This is a genomic window from Streptomyces sp. NPDC047042 (assembly GCF_040644035.1).
Lineage (GTDB): Bacteria > Actinomycetota > Actinomycetes > Streptomycetales > Streptomycetaceae > Streptomyces.
In genome coordinates, this window is record NZ_JBEYVP010000017.1 from 97,389 (window position 1) to 119,273 (window position 21,885).

Here is a 21,885-nt window from a genome sequence, read left to right on the forward strand (position 1 = left end):
GACTCCCGTACGGCAGCCCCCTCCGCATCCCATACGACACCGGACTGAGACGACACCCATGTTCCGTACCGCCCTGCGCAACGTACTCGCGCACAAGGCCAGGCTTCTGATGACCGTGCTCGCCGTGATGCTTGGCGTGGCGTTCGTGTCCGGGACCCTCGTCTTCACCAACACCCTCGCGAACGCCCTCCAGAACAGCTCCGCCAAGGGCTTCGACCAGGTCGACGTCGCCGTGCAGCCGGGCTACCGGGAGGATGTGGGCGACAAGATCGGCAAGACGCCGGAGCTGACGCAGGCCCTGCTCGACGAGAGCGCGAAGGTACCGGGCGCCGCCTCCGTCATCGGGGTCGTGAACGGCTTCACGGCCATCGCCGACAAGGACGGCAAGCTGATCGGCGGCGGTTTCCAGTCACAGGGCGGGAACTACTGGGGCACCAAGGACGCCCGGTACCCGCTGAAGGACGGCGTCGCGCCCAAGGGCGCCGGTCAGGTCGCCCTCGACGCGAGGACCGCCGAGCGGGCCGGCTACGAGGTCGGCGACACCGTGCGCCTGTCGGTGGACGGCCCGGTGCTCTCCCCCACCGTCTCCGGCATCTTCACCACGGACGACGGAAACGTGGCGGCGGGCGGCAGCCTCGCCCTCTTCGACACGGCGACCGCGCAGAAGCTGTTCGGCAAGCAGGGCACGTACGACGAGATCGACGTCAAGGCGGCGGCCGGCACGAGCCAGAGCGCGCTCAAGGCGGCCCTCGACAAGGCCCTGCCGCAGGACGACACCGTCGAGACCACGACCCGCGCCCAACTCGCCCATGACCAGGCGGAGATCATCTCCGCGTCGATGAGCGGCCTGAAGCAGGGCCTGCTGGTCTTCGCCGGTATCGCGCTGTTCGTCGGTACGTTCATCATCGCCAACACCTTCACGATGCTGGTCGCCCAGCGCACCAAGGAACTCGCCCTGATGCGGGCGGTCGGCGCCTCGCGCCGGCAGGTCACCCGGTCGGTGCTGATCGAGGCGTTCGTGGTCGGCGCGGTGGCGGCGGTGACCGGGCTGGTCGCCGGCATCGGCATCGGGGCCGGGCTGAAGGCCCTGCTGGGCACGCTCGGGGCGACCGTGCCCGACGGACCGTTGATCGTGACGCCGGGCACGGTCGGCGCGGCCCTCGCCGTCGGCATCCTCATCACCATGCTGGCGGCCTGGCTCCCCGGCCGCCGCGCCGCGAAGATCCCGCCGGTCGCCGCCATGAGCAGCGTCCACGCGACGGCCACGACCAGGTCGCTGGTGCTGCGCAACACGCTCGGCGCGCTGTTCTCGGGAGCGGGCGTCGCCGTGGTCCTGGCGGCCACGACGATGGGCGGCTCGGACGGTCAGGCCCCCATGGGCATCGGCGCGTGCCTGCTCATCATCGGGGTCTTCATCCTCACCCCGCTGCTGTCCCGCCCGCTGATCGCCGCCGCGGCCCCGCTCATGCGCGTGTTCGGTGTCTCGGGGAAGCTGGCCCGCCAGAACTCGGTCCGCAACCCCCGTCGTACGGCGGCCACGGCCTCGGCGCTGATGATCGGGCTCACGCTCATCACCGGGATGACGGTGATGGCGGGCAGTCTCCAGAAGGCGATCGACAAGATGGCCACGGCCTCGATCAGCGCCGACTACGTCGTCAGGATGGCCAACGGCAACGATCTCTCCCCCGATGTCGCCGCGAAACTGTCGAAGACGTCCGGGGTGACCGCGATCAGCTCCATGCGTCAGGATCCCGTACGGATCGACGGTACGACGGAGTCCGTGACCGGGGTCGACGGGAGCACGATCGGCGGGCTGACGAAGCTGACGGTCGACGAGGGCACGTTCAAGGTCGACGCCTCGCACGTGGTCGTGGACGACAGGACGGCCAAGTACCGCAAGTGGAAGGCGGGTTCGGCCTTCACCGTGGCGTACGAGGACGGCCGGAAGCAGCGGCTGACGGTGGCCGGGGTGTACGAGAGCAACGAGATGTTCAACGGCATGATGCTCGACAATTCCCTGCTGGCCGCCCACGGGACCGACGCGAACCGGGCGGCGGACAGCCAGGTCCTGGTGAAGACGTCGGACGGCGCGACGGACGCGACGAAGGACCGGCTGGAGAAGGCCCTGGGCGCCAACCCGGCCATCAAGATCCAGGACAAGAAGGACCTGTCCAACGAGGTCGCACGGATGTTCACGCTGATGCTGAACATGCTCTACGGCCTGCTGGCGATGGCGGTCCTGGTCGCGGTCCTCGGCGTCATCAACACGCTGGCCATGTCGGTGTTCGAACGCTCCCAGGAGATCGGCATGCTCCGCGCGATCGGCCTCGACCGCAAGGGCATCAAGCGGATGGTCCGCCTGGAGTCCCTGGTCATCTCCCTCTTCGGCGGGGTCCTGGGCATCGGCCTGGGCGTGTTCTTCGGCTGGGCGGCCGGTGAACTGCTGGGCTCGACCACGCCGACGTACGAACTCGTCCTGCCCTGGGCCAGGATGGCGCTGTTCCTGCTCCTCGCCGCCACGGTGGGCGTCCTGGCGGCCCTGTGGCCGGCCCGCCGCGCGGCCCGCCTGAACATGCTGACGGCGATCAAGGCGGAGTAGAGGCACAAGTACAGGAGACGGTACGGAAGTTGGGCCCCGCGGAGGATGACACGGGGCCCAACTCCCGTTCAGCCAGCGTTCCAGGTACGGGCCCGCAAGCGCATCCCGGAGGCGCCCGACTCGGTGGTGCGCACGGCGAGGACCTGGTTGACGCCGAGGCGGTTGTGTTCGAAGGCGAGGGCGGAGGCGGCCATGTACAGCCGCCAGACGCGTGCGCGCCCGGGGCCGGCGAGCTGCTGGGCGCGCGCCCAGTCGGCCTCGAGACCGGTCACCCACTGCCGCAGGGTCAGCGCGTAGTGCTCCCGGATCGACTCGACGTCACGCACCTCGAACCCGGCCTGCTCGAGCTGGGTGACGGTGGTGCCGAGGGGCGCGAGTTCGCCGTCCGGGAAGACGTAGGCGTCGATGAACCCGTCGAGGCTGTACGCGTCCTCGTCCGACTGCGGACGACGGGCGATCTGATGATTGAGCAGCCGCCCCCCGGGCTTGAGCAGGGCGTACAGCTCGCGCGCGTACGCCAGATACTGCTCGCTCCCCACATGCTCGGCCATGCCGACGGAGGAGACGGCGTCGAAGGGCCCGTCGGAGACGTCCCGGTAGTCCTGCACCCGGATCTCGACCCGGTCGGTGAGCCCCTCGTCGGCGACGCGCTTACGGGCGTACGCGGCCTGCTCCTGCGAGAGCGTGACGCCGAGGACCTGTACGCCGTACTGCCGGGCGGCGTGGACGGCGAGGGAGCCCCAGCCGCAGCCGACGTCGAGGAGGCGCATGCCGGGCGTGAGGGCGAGCTTGCGGCAGATGAGGTCGAGCTTGTCGTGCTGGGCTTCCTCGAGGGCGGTGGTGCCGTCCGGGGTCTCCCAGTAGGCGCAGGAGTACACCATGGACGGGCCGAGGACGAGTCCGTAGAAGTCGTTGCCGACGTCGTAGTGATGGCTGACGGCGCGTTTGTCGGCTCGTCTGGTGTGCCGCCCCCGACGCCTGCGCGGCACCTCTTCCCGGGGCGGGGACGGAGGAACAGGGAGCCCCGCCATCTTCACGAGCCCGCCCACCGCGGCCCGCGCGCCCGGCTCACGCAGGGTCTCGGCGAGACTCCGGGCGTCCTCACCGCGTTCCCAGACCAGCCCGGACAGCAGGTCGAGGGCGGCGTAGAAGTCCCCCTCGATGTCCAGATCACCGGCGACCCAGGCCCGGGCAAGCCCCAGCTCGCCGGGTTTCCACAGCAGTCGGCGCAGGGCGCGACGGTTGCGGATGACCAGCGTGGGGGCGCCCGGCGGCCCGGCCTGCGAACCGTCCCAGGCGCGGATGCGCATCGGGAGCGGAACCCCCAACAACTGCTCGGCGAAGCTCTGCAGCCGCGACGCGGCTTCGGGCATGGCGCACACCTCCGTTACGACCTGACCGAGAATGTCCAACACTCACAGAAACACCAACAGCCCGGACTCGCCCTTTTGTTTCAGCCCGTCCGGCGTTTGAGGACAAGGCCCGTTCAGGGCCGTAGCGGGGGTCTGGGGGCGGCAGCCCCCAGGAACGGGATGGGACGGGTAGGGGCGGCGGGGGCGAAAAAACGCCCGAAGGGGCCACCCGCACCACGGATGGCGGGCAGCCCCTTCAGGGACACTCACTGACCGGAAGGCCAGGTCGTACAGGCCAAGCTCAGGAGGCCTTGGCCTCGGTCTTCTCCTCGACCTTCTTGGCCGCAGCGACCGGCGCCGGCTTGGCGGCCTCGTAGAACTCCTCACGAGGAGTCTCCAGCGCCCCGAGCGCGACAACCTCACGCTTCAGGAACATCGCCAGCGTCCAGTCCGCGAACACCCGGATCTTCCGGTTCCACGTCGGCATCGCGAGCCCGTGGTAGCCACGGTGCATGTACCACGCGAGACGACCCTTGAGCTTGATCTTGATCTTGCCCATGACGATCATCGCGACGCCCTTGTGCAGACCGAGACCCGCGACAGCGCCCTTGTTGGAGTGCGAGTACTCCTTCTGCGGGAAGCCCCGCATACCGGAGACCACGTTGTCGCCGAGGACCTTCGCCTGACGCAGCGCGTGCTGCGCGTTCGGCGGGCACCAGGCGTTCTCCACGCCGGCCTTGCGGGCGGCCACGTCCGGCACCTGGGCGTTGTCGCCCGCGGCCCAGATGTAGTCCGTACCCGTGACCTGGAGGGTCGGCTGGGCGTCCACGTGACCGCGCGGGCCGAGCGGCAGGCCGAAGCGCGACAGGACCGGGTTGGGCTTGACGCCCGCGGTCCACACGACGGTGTTGGAGTCGACCTCGAGCCCGTTCTTCAGAACGACATGCCCGTCGACGCACGAGTCCATGGAGGTCGAAAGGTAGATCTCGACGCCGCGGCTCTCGAGGTGCTCCTTGCCGTACTGGCCCAGCTTCGGGCCGACCTCGGGAAGGATCTTGTCGGCGGCGTCGACGAGAATGAACCGCATGTCCTCACGGGACACGCTGGTGTAGTACTTCGCCGCGTCGCGCGCCATGTCCTCGACCTCGCCGATGGTCTCCGCACCCGCGAAGCCACCGCCGACGAAGACGAAGGTGAGCGCCTTGCGGCGGATCTCCTCGTCGGTCGTCGAGTCGGCCTTGTCCAGCTGCTCGAGGACGTGGTTGCGCAGGCCGATGGCCTCCTCGATGCCCTTCATACCGATGCCCTGTTCGGCGAGGCCGGGGATCGGGAAGGTGCGGGAGACCGCGCCCATGGCGATGACGAGGTAGTCGAAAGGCAGCTCGTACGCCTCACCCACGAGGGGGGCGATCGTGGCGACCTTGCGGTCCTGGTCGATGGTGGTGACCCGACCGGTGAGAACTTCCGCCTTGGGCAGCACACGTCGCAGCGGTACGACGACGTGGCGCGGCGAAATGCTGCCGGCGGCGGTTTCGGGGAGGAAGGGCTGGTAGGTCATGTACGACCGGGGGTCGACGACCGTGACGGTCGCCTCGCCGTAGCGCATCTTCTTGAGGATGCGCCGAGCTGCGTACAGGCCTACGTACCCACCGCCTACTACGAGGATCCTGGGACGCTCCGTGGTGCTCATGCCATCGAGTATCCACCCGGCCCAGGGGGGTCGCTCGTGCGCCCCTTCACAAGCTTATGCGCCCCCTCTGCTACACTGCGCGACTCACTTCGCCGGGCCCATGCTCCGCGAGGGGGACCAGAGGGCGGTACGCCCCGATGTCAATGCCGCGTGAACTGCTCTTCCGGGCCGCCGGGGGGACTGGACCAGCCCCCCGCAACACCCCCTGGAATCACCGCCGGAACGCTCCCCCGAGCACGCTCCCACCCCAGGTGAGCCCCCGAAAAGGCCCTCCGGACGACGTTCGTCGCCCAACAGGACCGAATTCCTTGTGAAGAACTTCACGAACTTTCCCGAGAGGGCGTCACCGGGGGGCCGCGAACACCCCCTCAGGTGCGCTCATACGTTGTACGGCCTGCTCAGCCGAGGGCCAGGCGAGGGTCAGTCGAGGGTCAGGCGAGCGAAAAAGCGATGCCGTCGAGGATGTCGTGCTCACTCACGACGACCTCCGAAGCGCCGATCCGTTCCATGATCGAAAGCAGTACCAGAGCCCCCGCGCCGATCACGTCGACCCGCCCCGGATGCATCGACGGAATCGCCGCGCGCTCGGCATGCGTGGACCGGAGAAGCATCTCGGTGATCTCGCGGACGCGGTCGTAGGAGACCCGGGAGTGGTGGATGGCCGCGGAGTCGTACTCGGCCAGGTTCTGCGCGATCGCCGACACCGTGGTGACGGACCCGGCGAGCCCCACCAGCGTGCGCGCCTCGCCCAGCGGCACGGTCTGCTCCGCGAGGTCGAGGGCGGCCTCGATGTCGGCCCGCACGGCGGCGATCCGCTCCTCCCCCGGCGGGTCCAGGACGACCCCGTCCCGCACCAGGTGCCGCTCGGTCATCCGTACGCACCCGATGTCCACGGAGCGTGCCCCGCGCACGTGACCGTCCCCGACCACGAACTCGGTCGAGCCGCCGCCGATGTCCACGACGAGGTACGGCGTGGCGAGGTCGTCGCGCCCCGCGAGTTCCCTGGTGGCGCCGGTGAAGGACAGCTCGGCCTCCTGCTCGCCCGAGACGACCTCGGGCTCGACACCCAGGATGTCCAGCACCCCCCGTACGAACTCGTCCCTGTTCTCCGCGTCCCGCGAGGCGGAGGTCGCGACGAAGCGCAGCCGCTCGGCGCCGTGCTCCTTGATGATCCCGGCGTACTCCCGGCACGCCGCGAAGGTCCGCTCCAGCGCCTCGGGTGCCAGCCGCCCCGTACGGTCGACGCCCTGCCCGAGCCGGACGATGGTCATCCGCCGGTCCAGATCGACGAGCGCACCGCTGTCCGGGTCGACATCGGCGACGAGGAGACGGATCGAGTTCGTACCGCAGTCGATGGCGGCGACACGGGTCATGGTCAGTCCATTCCAGCCCGCCCGACGTTCGAGGACGAGCACGTTCAGCGGTCGATTCCAGCCCGCCCGGCATGTGAGGACGAGCACGGCAGCGGCCCATACCAGCCCGCCCGGCGTTCGAGGACGAGCACGTTCAGCGGCCCATACCAGCCCGCCCGGCGTTCGAGGACGAGCACGTTCAGCGGCCCATACCAGCCCGCCCGGCGCTTGAGGACGAGCACGGCACCGGCCCATTCCAGCCCGTCCGGCGTTTGAGGACGAGCGCGGCAGCGCGAAAGGGGGGTCTGGGGGCGCAGCCCCCAGGAAGGGATGGGACGGGTAGGGGCGGCGGGGGCGAAACTCACTCCCCCGACACCACACACGCCCCCTTCGCCCACCACTCCGGCAGCATCGCGATCGCCTCGTCCCCGAGAGGATTCACCCCCGGCCCGGCGGCCAGAGAGTGCGCCACCAGCACATGCAGGCACTTCACCCGGTCCGGCATCCCACCCGCGCTCGGAAACCCGGTCAGCACCTCGATCTCGTCCCGGCGCCGAATGTAGTCCTCGTGCGCGGCCCGGTACGACGCGGCCAGCTCGGGATCCGTCGCCAGCCGTTCCGTCATCTCCTTCATCACGCCGTTCGCCTCCAGCGTGCCGATCGCCGAATTGGCGCGCGGGCACGTCAGGTAGTACGTCGTGGGGAAGGGCGTGCCGTCCGGCAGCCGAGGCGCCGTCTCGACGACGTCCGGCTGCCCGCAGGGGCACCGGTGCGCGATGGCGCGCAGCCCGCGCGGGGGGCGGCCCAGCTGCTCCTTGAATGCCTCGACGTCCGCGTCGGTCGGCTCGGTGCGCGGGGTGGAGGGCGGGGGCGTGTCCATACCTGTCTTCTCTGTTCCGTTCACTTCACTGGTGGGCGGCATCGGCCTTGTCCACGCCGTCCCAGACGTTCGCGTACCAGGGGCGGTCGGCCGCGCCCAGGTCGACGCGCGACTGCTTCGCCGCGTCCGGGTCGATCACGACGTAACCGGTCTCGCCCGGCATCACATAGTGCAGCCGCTGCCGGATCTGCTGTTCCGCGTACGCGTCGTCCTGCCAGCGTGCCTTCAGGTCGCGGAGTTGTTCGACCCGCCGGCTGGCCTGGTCGCGTTCGCGCTCCATCTCGGCGATGTCGGCGCGCTGGGAGACGTACTGCCTTATCGGGTAGGCGAGGGCGACGACCAGCGTGCACAGGACCAGGGCGAGCAGGGCCGCCCGGCCGGTCAGACGGGAGCGGCGGGCCTGGCGCTTGGTCTGCGAACGGTAGACGCGGGCCGCCGTCTGCTCGCCGAGCAGCTTGATCCTGGTCGCGGTGGAGAACCGGTCCCGGTCCTTCACGGCCATGTTCCCGCCTCCCGTTCACACGCGCGTACGTCCCCGCACACGGTACGGGACCGCGTACGGGGACGTACGTACGACGCTGCCTAAGCCTCTGCGGCCACGGACGCCACGGCCGCCACGGCCGCTCAGCCCTTGAAGCGCGGGAAGGCGCTGCGGCCGGCGTACACCGCCGCGTCGTCGAGGATCTCCTCGATGCGCAGGAGCTGGTTGTACTTGGCGACGCGGTCCGAGCGGGCCGGGGCGCCGGTCTTGATCTGGCCGCAGTTCACGGCGACGGCGAGGTCGGCGATGGTGACGTCCTCGGTCTCGCCGGAGCGGTGGGACATCATGCACTTGAAGCCGTTGCGCTGGGCCAGCTCGACGGCGTCCAGGGTCTCGGTCAGCGAGCCGATCTGGTTGACCTTGACGAGCAGGGCGTTCGCGGAGCCCTCCTCGATGCCACGGGCGAGGCGCTCCGGGTTGGTGACGAAGAGGTCGTCGCCGACGATCTGGACCTTGTCGCCCAGCTTGCCGGTGATGGTCTTCCAGCCGTCCCAGTCGTCCTCGTACAGCGGGTCCTCGATGGAGATGAGCGGGTACGCGGAGACGAGCTCCTCGTAGTACTCGGTCATCTCGGCGGCCGTGCGGGACTTGCCCTCGAACTCGTACTTGCCGTCCTTGTAGAACTCGGACGCGGCGACGTCGAGCGCCAGGCCGATCTGCTCGCCGGGCACGTAACCGGCCTGCTTGATGGCCTCGATGATGAGGTCGAGCGCGGCGCGGTTGGACTCGAGGTTCGGGGCGAAGCCGCCCTCGTCGCCGAGACCGGTGGACAGGCCCTTGGTCTTCAGCACCTTCTTGAGGGTGTGGTAGATCTCCGCACCCCAGCGCAGCGCCTCGGAGAAGGACTCCGCGCCGATCGGGGCGATCATGAACTCCTGGATGTCGACGTTGGAGTCCGCGTGGGAGCCGCCGTTGAGGATGTTCATCATCGGAACGGGCAGCAGGTGCGCGTTCGGGCCGCCGAGGTAGCGGAACAGGGGCAGATCGCTGGCCTCGGACGCGGCGTGGGCGACGGCGAGGGAGACGCCGAGGATGGCGTTGGCGCCGAGGGAGCCCTTGTTGTCGGTGGCGTCCAGGTCGAACATGGCCTGGTCGATCAGGCGCTGCTCGGTGGCGTCGTAGCCGACGAGCTCCGGGCCGATCTGCTCGATGACGGCGAGGACGGCCTTCTCGACACCCTTGCCGAGGTAGCGGTTGGGGTCACCGTCGCGCAGCTCGATGGCCTCGAAGGCACCGGTGGAGGCGCCGGACGGGACGGCGGCACGACCGGTGCTGCCGTCATCGAGGCCGACCTCGACCTCGACGGTGGGGTTGCCTCGCGAGTCGAGGATTTCCCGGGCTACGACGACGTCGATGGACGGCACGAGCATCTCCTTATGGAATGTGACGCGGGGTACGCGGGGCTGCTGGGCCTCGCGAGTACGGGGCCGCGGCGGCTCCGCGATGATGAGCCTAACCGGCTCCGGGCGATCGGCCAGCCGTCCGACCACCCCCTGGACGGAACATGGACGGAACCGAGGGTAAACATTGTTCCCCCTGGGAACAAAAAGCCCCGCCCCGGTGCGTACGGGGGAGAACGCACCGGGGCGGGGAGCCCGTGGGGGACGGGGGTGGCCCTCACGAGGCCCTCACAATGAAGGGCACGGGCGTGAGAGCCCTGCGGTTCACCTTCTCACCGGCCGCTTTCCGAACCGCTTGGGGGAGGTGTCGGAGCCGGTGCGGGTGACCGGGATCAGCCGAGGTGCAGCTGCTGGCCCGGGTAGATGAAGTCGGCGTCGTCGATGATGTCCTTGTTCAGCTGGAACAGCTTCTGCCAGCCGCCCTTGACGTCGTGCGCCTCGGCGATCGCGCTGAGGGTGTCGCCCTTGACGACCTTGTACTCGCCGTCGCCCTTCTTGACCTTCTTGCCGGTCGGGGTGGTGACGGTCTTCTTCGCGGCGGGCCGATCCTGCGAACGGGAGGCCTGCTGGTTGTCGGTGGAGCGGGTGGCGGTCTCACCGGAGTTGCTGGAGCCGCTGTTGCTGCTGTTGCTGTTGCTGCTGGACGAGTTGTCGCCCGTACCGGCGCCCGTGTTGCCGCTCGCACCGCCGTCGTACGCGGCGCTGGACAGGCCCACGCCGCAGACCGGCCAGGCGCCCTTGCCCTGGCCCGCGAGGACCTTCTCGGCGATCTCGATCTGCTGGGCCTTGGAGGCCTGGTTGGCGGTGGACGCGTACGCCGTGCCGCCGTACGCGGCCCAGGTCGAGGCGGAGAACTGCAGACCGCCGTAGTAGCCGTTGCCGGTGTTGATGGACCAGTTGCCGCCGGACTCGCACTGGGCGACGGCGTCCCACTCGGCGGAGGTGGCGGCGGAGGCGGAGCCGGCCGCGAGCAGCGGAGCGGCGACGGCGGCACCGGTCACGCCGGCGATGGCGACGGCGCGGCTGGCCTTGGACGGACGACGGTGCTTGCCCTTGCCGGAAAACAGCATGAAAGATCCCCTCACCGACGCCTGCGAGGTGAGCTGTCGGGTTCGGGCCGGTTGAGTTGCCCGGCCGTACGCCCCTGTCGGGCGGCGTACGGCTTCACCCCGAGCCGCTCCGGACAACTGCCCGGTGCGGCGCCTACCTTGGGTCCCCCGCTCCTGCCTACGGCGCTTGACAGCGACGACTGTTCCCGTGCGGCCGGTGGCAGGATTCGGCGTTGCGACCGACGGGGCCCACTGTGGCGGGCGATGACGACCGTAAACAGCTGATCCTCTGAAATACAAAGACGATCAGGGCTTCTGAGATCTATCTCTCACCGCATCCATAACGGACATTCAGCTCGAATCGTGACGCGAACTCCGCCTACTTTTGCACCGGTTCGACACCGACAGCGAGGGTCTGACCGGGGAGGATGTGATTGGGATCAGTGCCGACGGTGTTCTCGTTCTCGGCGAAGAGCCCGGACCATCCGTCGGCGAGGTCAAGGGATTCGGCGATGCTCCAGAGGGTGTCTCCGGTACGCACGGTGTACGACCCCTCGGCGTCACCACGGTGACGCCCGGTGCCGGGAGTGGTCAGGCTGCCGCTGCCGTCGATCCCGATTCCCACGAACTGCTGGGAGTTGTCCGACTCTTTCCCATTTGTCGCATCTGTGGATGAACTCTCACCTTCCTGCCCCTCGCCCGTACCGGCCGACGGCGAGGAAGGGACCGGCGAGGCGGCCGGGGCGACCGAGTCACCCGAGTCGGCCCCGTCGGCGGCGTCGGCCGCAGCCGCGGACGGCGAGGGGGACTGGGAGGACCCGGAGGGCTTTGCGGAGCCCGAGGAGTCGCCGGAGGCCGCGGAGTCGTCGCCAGGGGACCCGGAGGGCGTGGGCGCCCCCGACGAGGAGGAGGACGAGGCAGAGGAGTCTGCGGACGAAGAGCCGGCGGACGAAGAGTCTGCGGAAGAGCCTGCGGACGAAGACGAGGAGGAACTGGAAGAAGTACCCAGCCCCAGCCCCAGCCCCGACTCGGTCGCCGTACCCGGCCCCGAGGTGTCGTCCTCGGTCCCACTCCCGGCCACCCCGGTGTCGACGTCGGCCGGGCTGGTGTCCTTGCCGAGTCCGGACAGCACCGCACAGGCCTCCCAGGCCCCGGCCCCCTGGTCGGCGAGTATCTTCTCGCCGACGGAGATCTGCTGCGAACGGCTGGCCTGGTCGGCGCTCGGGGCGAAGGCGAGGCCGCCGTACTTCTCCCAGTCCGTCTGGGTCAACTGGAGCCCGCCGTAGAACCCGTTGCCGGGGTTGTCACTCCAGGAGCCGCCGCTCTCGCATTCCGCGACCCTGTCCCAGGTGGCACCGCTGGCCGCGCTGGCGCCGCTCGCGGCGAGCAGCGGAAGGGCCATGGCGGAGCCGGTCACGCCGGCCGCGACCAGCAGAGCCGGGGCCTGACGGGGGCGACGGTGACGACCGTTCCCGGAGAGCATGCGGTGGCCTTTCGCGAGACAGTGGGGACAGCGCGACGAATACTGCGGGGGCGTCGCACTAGTGCTCGAACGTATCGGCAGACGATCAGTTGTCACAAGTTCATGCCGCGCAGATCACGTGAAGATCACATTGTTGACGGGGCGTCACCTTGCCGTGACCTGCTACCGCGCCGACTACCGCGCCGCCTACGAAATCCCGCCCGATTCGGTCGTCGGCGTGAACTCGACGGGCAGGGTGCGCAGTCCACGCATGATGAGCCCGCCCCGCCATCTCAACTCGGCCGGATCCACGGCGAGTTGCAGGTCGGGGAGGCGGGTGAGGAGGGTGGCGAGGGCGCTGCGCCCCTCCAGCCGGGCGAGCGGTGCGCCGAGGCAGTAGTGGATTCCGTGCCCGTACCCGAGGTGCTGGTTGTCCCGGCGGCCGAGGTCAAGGGTGTCGGGGTCGGCGAACCGCGCCGGGTCCCGGTTCGCGGCGGCGAGTACGACGAGGACGGGATCGCCGGTCGCGATGTCCTGCCCGCCGATGCTGAGCGGCCGGGTGGCGAAGCGCCAGGTGGCCAGCTCGACGGGGCCGTCGTAGCGCAGGAGTTCCTCGATGCCGGTTTCGAGGAGGGAGGAGTCCTCGACGGCGAGGGCGGCCTGGAGACGGGCGCGCTGCTCGGGGTGGGCGAGGAGGGTGTGGACCCCGTTGCCGATCAAGTTCACGGTGGTCTCAAAACCGGCGAACAGAATGATGAACGCCATCGCGGCGACCTCGTTCTCGCTGAGGTGCTCACCCTGGTCCGAGGCCCGGATGAGCCCGGAGACGAGGTCCTCGCCGGGTTCGGGCACGTCGGACAGCGCCTCGCGCTTGCGGTGGATCAGCTCGGCGAGATAGCCCCGCATCTTCTTGACCGACCGGGCGACCCCGCCCCGGGGCCCTCCCCCGTGCCGGATCATCATCCCGGCCCAGTCCCGGAAGTCGTCCTGGTCCTCGCGGGGTACGCCCAGCAGGTCGCAGATCGCGTAGATGGGCAGCGGGAACGCGAACTCGTGGATGAGGTCGGCGGAGCCGCGTGCAGCGAACCGGTCGATGAGATCGTCGGTGAGTTCCTGGAGGCGGGGCGCGAACTCGGCGACCCGGCGCGGGGTGAACGCCTTGGCGACGAGTCTGCGCAACCTGGTGTGGTCCGGCGGATCGATGTTGAGCAGATGCGTCATCAACTCGGCCTTGCGCTCGCCGGGGATACCGGTCTTGCCCTTGGCGTGCGCGGGTTCGTCGTGATGGGCGGGGTTCTTGGACAGCCGCGGGTCGGCGAGGGCCTGCTTGGCGTCCCCGTACCGCGTGACCAACCACGCCTCGACCCCGCTGGGCAGCTTCGTCCGGTGGACCGGGGCGTGCTCACGGAGCCAGGCGTAGGCGGGGTAGGGGTCGGTGGCGAACTCCCAGGTGAAGAGTTCGGGGGCGGGGGGTGCGGGCGGGGGTGGGGGCGAGGGCAGGTGCGGGGGCGAGGAGGGCGGCTGGTTGGTCACTCGGTGACGGTAGCCGTCGGGGCCACCCCCTCCTTCACCCGCACCGCGTCCCGGTAGGCCCGCGCGGCGGCCCGCAACGCCGCCTCCGGGTCCACGCCCTCGCGTTCCGCCCGTACCGCCATGTGCAGGAGCTCGTAGCCGATGCCCTCGCCCTGCGGCAGCGGGACGTCCAGGCCAGCCGTGTGGACCCGGGAGGCGAGTTTCGCGGCCAGTGCGAGGCCCGGCTGGCCCAGGGGCACGCCGTCCGTCACCGACTCCCGCTGCTTCTCTATCGCCTTGGTGCGCAGCCAGTGCTCCTTGACGTCCTCCGGGGTGGACGCCGTCGCGTCGCCGAAGACGTGCGGGTGGCGGTGGATCAGCTTGGTGACGATGCCGGCCGCCACGTCGTCGATCGAGAAGGGGGCCTCGCCGTCCTCCTCCTCGTTCGCGTCCTCGGCGATGCGGGCGTGGAAGACGACCTGGAGCAGGACGTCCCCCAGTTCCTCGCGCAGTTCGTCGCGGTCGCCGTCCTCGATGGCCTCGACGAGTTCGTACGCCTCCTCGATGCCGTACTTCGCCAGGCCCTGGTGGGTCTGGCGGGAGGACCAGGGGCACTCCAGACGGATGCGGTCCATGACCTGGACGAGGTCGAGGAGGCGGGCGCCGGGGAGGTCGTAGGAGGCGGGGAGGAGTTCCAGGTCGGGCATCCGTACGCGGCCGGATCCTGCGAGGCGGGCCAGGCCGTCGGTGAGGGCCGGGTCGCCCTCGCCCGTCGTCACGACCACGACCGTCCGCCCGCCGGCGCAGGCGTGGACCAGGTCCTCGGCGGTCGGGGACACCTCCTCGACCGCTATGCCGGCGTCCCGCAGATACGGCAGCTGCGGATGCGTACCGTCCGCGCACAGCACCTGGTCGGCCGCGTGCAGCGTCTGCCAGGCAGGCCAGGACAGCAGGCCGGGGGCGACGCGGTGGCTGGTGGTGAGCAGGACGACACGACCGGGGTCGGTCTCCGTCTCCGGAGCGGTCTCGAAGCCGCTGGTTGCGTTCACCATCCGAACGTAACCCACGCCGCCGACAGCCCCACGGTTATCCACAGGCGGTTGTCCACAGGCAGCGCTCGTAACCCCACGGGAGCCCGCACACCCGTACGGACAACCGTTACGCCGTGACTGTTTGCGCCGTGACTCCTACGCCGTCCCCTGAGGCGCCTGCGCCGCCGTGATCTCCCGTACCCAGGGGGTCTTCGCGTCGACGCGGCTGCTCTTCTGGACGTCCCAGGTGCCGTAGCGCGGGTTGAGGTCGACGTCGAGGCTCTTGGAGGCGTCGGACATCGCCTTCCAGAACGTGGCCTGGCCGTCCGGCGTGTTCATGTCGGCGCCGAGAGCGGTGGCCAGCTTCTGGGCCGTGATCTCGGTGTGCAGACTGTCGTCGAGGCGGCCCGGGGCGACGCCGTACTGCTGGAGCCAGGTGTCCTCGAGCGCCTTCGAGCTGCCCGCCTGCTGTTCCAGAGAGGCCCGCAGACTCTGGACGTCCTTGCGGTTGACAGTGACGCCCGCGTCCTTCGCGGCCTGGTTGAGCACGCGGTCGAGGACCATGGTGTGCAGGGTGTCCCGGGTGAGGCTGCCGGTTCTGGCGACGGCCTGTGCGTACTGGGCCTGGTCCGGGGTGGCCGCGCGCTGCGCCGTGCGTACCTCGTTCACCCTGCTCTCCAGCTGCGCGACCGTGATCCGGTGCCCGCCGACGACGGCGGCCGCGCCGGGATGCGCGTCGTTGCCGCAGGCGGTGAGGAGGGGGCCCGCGGCGACGATCGCGGCGGAGAGAAGGAGCGCGGTGCGACGACGGCGATGCAAGGAGGGCCTCCTGAGGAGATTGTGCGGCGGTGCACAAAGTCTTGCGGTGATCGATGTTAGGCAGTGGCTGGGCTCTGGCCAAGCCATTCGACCAACGATTCACCGGGACTTCGGGCACCGCCCGCTCCGGGCGGCCTCGGGCCTCGGGCCTCGGCTCAGCCGGTGATCGCCACCGGTGCGTCCCACGCGTCACGGTCCACGGTGATCGTGTACCCGTTGCGCGTCTCCTTGCTGTTGACCATGTACTGGTGGGCCCGGCTGTGGTTGGTCCACTGTGTGGCGCCGAAGGGCCAGTCCGCGGTGGTGGTGTTCTGCTTGTCCCACAGCGCGTACCACATGTTGCCCGGCAGGTTGGTGCGGTCGGTGGCCTGGGCGATCGCCTTCGCGCTGGAGCTGGTGAAGCCGTAGTAGCCGGAGCGGTACGTCTTGGCGTTCAGTGTCTTGGTGAAGGCGCGTACGTACGTCAGTACGGCGTCGTTGCACGCCTTGTTCGTGATGTCGTACGCCTCCATGTCGAGGTAGACCGGGCTGCCGGCCTTCATGCCGAGCGCCGAGGCCTTGGCGACCGCGTCCGCCGCGTCCGTCGCGCCGAGGGAGGCGGCCGTGGCGGCGGTGAGCTTCTCGGGGCTGGAACCGGTCTGGCAGGACGGCTGGGCGCCGACGTACAGGGGGATGAGTTTCCAGCCCTGCGCGCTGACCGACTTCACCCAGGACGCGGTGAGGTTGGGCTGGGCGCAGCCGCGGTTCTTGCCGCCTATGTAGACGGCGGCGGCGCCGTAGAGGCCGCCGTGCCAGGCCTTCATCGCGGCGACGGAGGGCGCGGTGCAGGTGTCGAACGCGCGGCCGGTGTAGGTGCGCTGGGCGGGCCAGGTGGTGGCGGCCATCGAGGACTGCGCGGCGAGTCCGGCCCCGGCGACGACGGCCGCACCGGCCACCGCCCAGGCGATGTACCTGCGCTTCTTGGACTGCCGGTGACTGGACACCACGTGAAACCCACCCCTGGTATGCGACATGACGTTTTTGAGACATGAATTTGAGACACGAAGCAGGTCGCAACGTAACCGGCGCCGTACCCCTGTTCGGGAAAGGTCGGCCCCGCGGACCCACAAGATTCACTCAAGGCACGGCAAACCCTAGCCGCGCACCTGTCCCAGCCACTCCAGGGTGCGTCGGATCTCCGCTGCCAGCGGATGGCCGGGGCCGCGCAGGCGGTCCACGTCGTGGAGGAGGCGGGCGAGGGTGTCGCGGGCGGCGTTGCGGTCGCCGAGGGCGAGCAGGAGGTGGCCGATACGGCGGCGGACGTCGAGGGAGAGTTCCGGGTCGCCGGCGACGTACTGGTTCTCGTAGTACGGCAGGAGGGCGCGATATTCGGCGAGGGCCGCCGCGGGTTCGCCCAGCTGTTCGAGGCATTGGGCGGCGTCGTAGCGGAAGCGCAGCGACTGGGGGTCGGCCTGGCCGGCCTCGGCGGCGCGTTCGTCGGCGAGGCGGCGCAGTTCGGGCAGGGCGCGCCGGTACTGGCCGTCGTCCATGAGGGTGGCCGCGTACTGCTTGCGCAGGGTGCGGACGACCGGGGAGTGCTCGCCGTGCTGTTCGGCGGCGGCGGGCAGGATCGCGCCGAGGATGTCGACGGCCTGGGTGATGCGGCCCTCGCCGAGGAGGCGCTTGACCTCGTCGACGGCTCGGGCGACGTCGGGCCGCTCGGCTGCCGGGGCGGCCGTCGGCTGGGGTGCGGGGGTGCGGGCGCGGTCCGGCCAGGGGGCGTGCGGGCGCAGGAAGGGGCGGGTGGGGTCGAGGGGCGCGCCGGTGGGCATACCGCGCGCCGGGAGGAGCAGCGCCAGATGCTCGTACACCTCCTGCGCGGAGGCAGGCCGGTGCTGCGGGTCCTTGGCGAGCAGTCGCAGGACGAGCGCTTCCAGTGCCTCGGGCACCTCGGGTCTGAGGCGGCGCACGGGCAGCGGCGGTTCGTAGAGGTGCCGGTGGAGCACCCCGAGGGCCGTCGAGCCGGAGAACGGCACGTCTCCGGCGAGGAGTTCGTGGAGGAGTACGCCGAGTGCGTACAGGTCCGTGTAGGGGCCGACCGCGCCGCCCATCGCCTGCTCGGGGGCCATGTAGGCGGGCGAGCCGATGGGTGAGCCGGTGTGGGTGAGGCGGGTGGTGTCGGTGTCCATGACCGAGGCGACGCCCAGGTCGAGGACGGTGACCGTGCCGTCCTGCTTCACCATCACGTTGCGCGGCTTGAGGTCGCGGTGGACGATCGGCACGGCGTGCACGGCGCTCAGCACGGCGCACAGTTGCGCGGCCACGGCGACCGCCCACTGCCAGGGGTACGGGTCGTGTTCGGCGAGGTGGTCGGAGAGGTCGGCGCCGTCGACGTACTGCATGACGAGGAACAGTTCCTCGTCATCGCTGCCCGCGTCGTGCACGGTGACGAGCCCGGGGTGGTCGACCTGGGCGGTCACCCGGCACTCACGTACGAAGCGGCGGCGCAGTTCGTCGGCCTCCTGGCCCGCGACCTTGTCCGGGCGCAGCAGCTTGACCGCGACGCGCCGGTCCAGCCGCTGGTCGTACGCCGTCCAGACCTGGCCCATGCCGCCCTGTCCGATGAGCGTGGACAGTTCGTACCGGTCGGCGATGACGCGGCCCGTCGAGGCCGACGCCGACGCCGATGCCACCACGCTCACCGTCCGCCCCCGTGCTCGCCGTTGCCGTTGCCGTTGCCACTGCCGTTGGTGTCGTGCTTGCGCAGGTAGTCGCTGAGCTCGTCGAGTTCGGCGCGCACCTGGTCGATACGGGCGTGCGTGGGGCGCTGGGGCTGGGGTTGCGGCTGGGGTATCGGCGTGTGGGGCATGGGGGGCTGCGGCCCGGACTGCATGTTCGCGTACGGCGACGGCGACGGCGCCGGGTAGCCGTACCCGGGGGGCGGGGGCGTGCTCCCGGGCTGGGGCTGGGGCTGGGGCTGGGCGTAACCGGCGTACTGGCTGCGGCGGTTGTCCGGTCGTATGTCCATGATCAGGAAGTAGGCGCCGGCCACGGCGCCCAGGAGCATCACGACGGCGAGGGCGATGTCGCCCTTGGGGTCGTTCTCCTCCACCGTGCCGACCACGGCGAAGCACACGACGGCCAGCGGCAGGCTCAGCCAGGCCGCCGCCCAGTTGAACCACCGGCCGCGCAGGATGGCGACTCGGAACAACGGCAGGCACGCCAGAACGCCGCACGAGAGGAAGGCGGCGACGGTGAACAGCACGCGCAAGGTGATGACAGTGCCCGCGCTGCGGGTTGGCGGCGGCGCGCCGGGGCCGTACATGACTGCTCCTGGACCGGGTGGTGCCAACAGGGGACGGGCGTACGAGTGACAGGTTCGACGTAGGAGTTCGAGCGTATAGCCCGACACCGACAACAGGTCCGGGTTGTACCGAACCGTTGTCAGCGAGGTGCCGACGCGGCGTCAGCGGGACATCGGCCGGGACATCGGCCGGGGCGTCTGTCGGGGCCTCAGTCGGGGGCGACGCTTCCGTCCGTCAGCCCGTCGTACATGCCCCGCACGAGTTGTCCGCCGAGCCGGTTCGCGTGGCGCAGGGCCGCCTCGAACTCGGCGAGTGCCCTGAACCGTGTGCCGTAGCGCCGCTGGTCGTCCAACGGCAGCCGGGGCAGCTGCAGCCGGCGCACGTCGAGCCGGGTCGCGGTGGAGGCGTAGCTGCTGGCCTGCCGGTTGTTGGCGCTGCCGCGCAGGAAACCGGCGAGGAACCACGGGTCGAGGGCGGCCGGATCGGGCCGCAGGAGGACGAGGCTGCGGCCGAGCACGGCTCCCGCCGTCGCGTCGTCGACCACGCGCGCGACGGACCCGCCGCCCAGCACCGGCACGACGACATCCCCCGCCGCCACCCGCACGGCCTCCTCGTCGCTCTCGGGCAGCGTTCCGGAGGGAGCGGTTCCGGCAAGGACGTCGCTGTCGGTGAGCACGGGCACACGCGCGTTGCCGCCGTTTCCGCCCGTACGCATCACCAGGGCGCCCCCGCGCGCGAGTTCCCCGATGGTGATGAGGGGCCAGCGCCCCGGCCGGCCGGCCTCGGCGGGTCCGGAGGGGGCGGCGGGCGCGGGCGGGGTGAGGTCTGCGGTCAGCCGCAGGGTCTCGCCGAGCTGCTCCCGCACGTCGCTCAGGTGTTCGCTGTCGCCCACGGTGGCGGGCGGGAGGTGACGGGCGGGGGCGAGATCGACGTCGTCGTCGAGAAGCTCGATGACGGGCACGGCGCGCGCCACCCCCGGCTGTTCGACCGCCGTACCGGCCCGCTCGAAGGGCCGCCAGGCGTCGAGCACGGCGGCCCGCACCGCCTCCCAGTCGAGCCCGCCGCGCCCGCCCTGTCCACCGTTCTCGGGGACCGTCCCGGTGTCGACGAGCAGCACCTCCGGCTGCGCCGACGCCTTGTCCGGCCGCCGCAACACCCACAGGTGCAGCGGGATGTTGTACGGGGGTGCCGCGCCGACGGGCAGCGCGATCACCGCCCGCAGCGCACCGCGCCGCAGCAGATCGGCCCGGATCCGCCGCCCCGAACGCCGGGAGGCCGCAGCCGGCGGCATCAGCAGTACGGCGGTGCCGCCGTCCCTGAGCCGGGCGAGCGCATGCTGCACCCAGGCCAGCTCGGACTCGTTGCGGGCCGGAAACCCGTACTCCCAGCGGGCGTCGTACGCGAGTTCGTCATGCCCCCAGTTGCGCTCGTTGAACGGCGGATGACAGAGGACGACGTCGGCCCTGAGCCCCGGATACGCGTCACCGCGAAGGGTGTCCCCCACCGCCGTTCGCACCACGTTCCGCCCCTGCAGCGCGAGCCGGAGCGCGGTGAGCGCGGCCAGCTCCGGCGCACTGTCCTGCCCGTACAACTCCCGCTCGGAGTCGTCCCGTTCGGCTTCTCGAGCCCCGCGTGCCGGAAGGGCCCGCAGCAGCGCGCCGGTGCCACAGGCGGGGTCGAGCACGGTACGCGCCGGCCCGGCGAGCTCCCCCATGAGCCGGGCCAGCTCGGCCGGGGTGAGCGTGTACTGCCGCGGGTTGGCATCGAGATGCCGCCCGACCAGGAACTCGTAAGCCTGCCGCGCCCCCATCTCGGCGGCAAGCTCGGCGACACCCCGGAGGAGGGGGACGGAGGGGAGGAGCTGGGGGCCGGTGGGGGTGGTTACGGCGGGGGCGGCAGGGGTGGCGGGAGTCGCGGGGGCGGTGTTTGCGGGGGGTACCGCCTGTCCTGGGGGTGCCGCGTGTACGGCGGAGGCGGCCGGGGTGGTGTGCACAGGGGGTGCCGCGTGTACGCCGGAGGCGGCCGGGGCGCTGTGAACCCCGGTCGGGCTGTGTACGCCGGGTGGAGCGGGGGCGGTGTGAACCCCGGACACGGCGGGGGTGCTGTGAACCCCGGACACGGGAGGAGAGGCGTGAACCCCGGCCTCGGGAGCGGAGGTGTGAACCCCGGGCGGAGTGTTCACGGCTCCCGGCGCATTCACATCCTGCGGCCCATTCACAGCCGCCTCGCCCCGCCCACCCGGCGGAGTGTGAACCCCTCGAACACCAGCCGCACTGTGAACACCCTGTGCGACACCGCCCGTGTGAACTCCCCGCACAGCAGGCGAGCTGTGAACACCCCGCTTCCCGGCGATGCCGAAGCGCGGCGCGATCACCTGTTCCAGCTCGGCGGGCAGGCGGGCGGCTACGCGTTCGTCGGAGACGGCGCCGAGCTCCAGCCAGACGGTCGGGCGGTCATGGATCAGTAGCAGGACGCAGCCCGCGTGGACGAGGGCGGTCGCCGGGCCCTCGGGGTGACCGACGAGTTGCTGCCAGACGCGTTCACGGAGGGGTACTTCGGCGAGTTTCCCCTGGCGGCGGAGCCAGGACTCGACTTCGGCCAGGGCGAAGGCGGGGCTGGCCTCGGTGCCGCCGACCGGCTTGGGGAAGTCGGCGTGACGGCGACGCCAGTTGCTCACGGCGGCGCGTCCGACGCCCGCGAGCCGTGCGATTCCGGCGGCGGTCACTTCCGTGGCGTTGTCCTGCACGCGCCGCGCTCCCCTCGTCCCGTGCGTGACTCGCGGCGTTCCCCGTACGGCTCTGGTCAGCCGCACTCAGCCGTGGTCGCACACCCTTCGTTCACATGTGGCGCCGAGCATACCGGCGTGCGCAAGATCTGCGCATTCACGGCGTGTACCGATAGCGACACGTGAATC

At 70.6% G+C, this 21,885-nt stretch carries 17 protein-coding genes and 1 riboswitch; of the genes, 1 reads left to right on the forward strand and 16 read right to left on the reverse strand.

Annotated elements, in window-relative coordinates; genetic code table 11:
* The first annotated feature begins 58 nt into the window (after window positions 1-58).
* Entirely contained in the window at window positions 59-2,599 is a 2,541-nt protein-coding gene (locus ABZ855_RS21165; protein WP_360808932.1) for an FtsX-like permease family protein, read from the forward strand.
* 68 nt (window positions 2,600-2,667) lie between these two features.
* Here the strand turns inward: ABZ855_RS21165 and ABZ855_RS21170 are convergent, their stop codons facing one another.
* The 16 genes from ABZ855_RS21170 to ABZ855_RS21245 all read right to left on the reverse strand — a co-directional run bounded on the left by ABZ855_RS21170 (window position 2,668) and on the right by ABZ855_RS21245 (window position 21,717).
* Window positions 2,668-3,972 carry a cyclopropane-fatty-acyl-phospholipid synthase family protein gene (locus ABZ855_RS21170; protein ID WP_360808934.1) on the reverse strand — a complete coding sequence of 435 codons (1,305 nt, stop codon included), beginning with the start codon at window positions 3,970-3,972 and terminating at the stop codon, window positions 2,668-2,670.
* 280 nt (window positions 3,973-4,252) lie between these two features.
* The gene (locus tag ABZ855_RS21175) at window positions 4,253-5,641 is read right to left on the reverse strand and encodes an NAD(P)/FAD-dependent oxidoreductase (protein WP_360808936.1); all 1,389 of its coding nucleotides are present in this window, start codon (window positions 5,639-5,641) and stop codon (window positions 4,253-4,255) included.
* A gap of 431 nt (window positions 5,642-6,072) precedes the next feature.
* Entirely contained in the window at window positions 6,073-7,014 is a 942-nt protein-coding gene (locus ABZ855_RS21180; protein WP_360808938.1) for a Ppx/GppA phosphatase family protein, read from the reverse strand.
* 44 nt (window positions 7,015-7,058) lie between these two features.
* Window positions 7,059-7,235, reverse strand: a complete 177-nt coding sequence (locus ABZ855_RS21185) for a hypothetical protein (RefSeq protein WP_360808940.1) — start codon at window positions 7,233-7,235, stop codon at window positions 7,059-7,061.
* A gap of 119 nt (window positions 7,236-7,354) precedes the next feature.
* Entirely contained in the window at window positions 7,355-7,873 is a 519-nt protein-coding gene (locus ABZ855_RS21190) for a DUF501 domain-containing protein (protein WP_360808942.1), read from the reverse strand.
* Window positions 7,874-7,898: 25 nt separating this feature from the next.
* Complete coding sequence (locus tag ABZ855_RS21195) at window positions 7,899-8,375, reverse strand: septum formation initiator family protein (protein ID WP_360808944.1); 477 nt, start codon at window positions 8,373-8,375, stop codon at window positions 7,899-7,901.
* 122 nt (window positions 8,376-8,497) lie between these two features.
* Window positions 8,498-9,778 carry a phosphopyruvate hydratase gene (gene eno, locus ABZ855_RS21200; protein WP_319212840.1) on the reverse strand — a complete coding sequence of 427 codons (1,281 nt, stop codon included), beginning with the start codon at window positions 9,776-9,778 and terminating at the stop codon, window positions 8,498-8,500.
* Between the two features lie 368 nt (window positions 9,779-10,146).
* Window positions 10,147-10,884, reverse strand: coding sequence for a transglycosylase family protein (locus tag ABZ855_RS21205; protein ID WP_360808946.1), 738 nt, complete (start codon window positions 10,882-10,884; stop codon window positions 10,147-10,149).
* A gap of 3 nt (window positions 10,885-10,887) precedes the next feature.
* Window positions 10,888-11,059, reverse strand: a riboswitch (cyclic di-AMP (ydaO/yuaA leader).
* A 183-nt stretch (window positions 11,060-11,242) separates the two neighbouring features.
* Entirely contained in the window at window positions 11,243-12,346 is a 1,104-nt protein-coding gene (locus tag ABZ855_RS21210) for a transglycosylase family protein (protein WP_360808948.1), read from the reverse strand.
* A gap of 186 nt (window positions 12,347-12,532) precedes the next feature.
* On the reverse strand, window positions 12,533-13,825 hold the full coding sequence (locus ABZ855_RS21215) for a cytochrome P450 (RefSeq protein ID WP_360809117.1): 1,293 nt from the start codon (window positions 13,823-13,825) through the stop codon (window positions 12,533-12,535).
* 29 nt (window positions 13,826-13,854) lie between these two features.
* Window positions 13,855-14,889 (reverse strand): nucleoside triphosphate pyrophosphohydrolase, encoded by a 1,035-nt coding sequence (locus ABZ855_RS21220; RefSeq protein ID WP_360808950.1) that lies wholly within the window; start codon window positions 14,887-14,889, stop codon window positions 13,855-13,857.
* Window positions 14,890-15,024: 135 nt separating this feature from the next.
* Window positions 15,025-15,687, reverse strand: coding sequence for a SurA N-terminal domain-containing protein (locus tag ABZ855_RS21225; RefSeq protein ID WP_360808952.1), 663 nt, complete (start codon window positions 15,685-15,687; stop codon window positions 15,025-15,027).
* Window positions 15,688-15,842: 155 nt separating this feature from the next.
* The gene (locus tag ABZ855_RS21230) at window positions 15,843-16,670 is read right to left on the reverse strand and encodes a glycoside hydrolase domain-containing protein (protein WP_360809119.1); all 828 of its coding nucleotides are present in this window, start codon (window positions 16,668-16,670) and stop codon (window positions 15,843-15,845) included.
* Between the two features lie 150 nt (window positions 16,671-16,820).
* Window positions 16,821-18,302: a protein kinase gene (locus ABZ855_RS21235; protein ID WP_360809121.1), complete on the reverse strand. Its 1,482-nt coding sequence runs from the start codon at window positions 18,300-18,302 to the stop codon at window positions 16,821-16,823.
* A 62-nt stretch (window positions 18,303-18,364) separates the two neighbouring features.
* Entirely contained in the window at window positions 18,365-18,991 is a 627-nt protein-coding gene (locus ABZ855_RS21240) for a hypothetical protein (RefSeq protein WP_360808954.1), read from the reverse strand.
* A 188-nt stretch (window positions 18,992-19,179) separates the two neighbouring features.
* Window positions 19,180-21,717 (reverse strand): N-6 DNA methylase, encoded by a 2,538-nt coding sequence (locus ABZ855_RS21245; protein WP_360808956.1) that lies wholly within the window; start codon window positions 21,715-21,717, stop codon window positions 19,180-19,182.
* Between the last annotated feature and the right edge of the window lie 168 nt (window positions 21,718-21,885).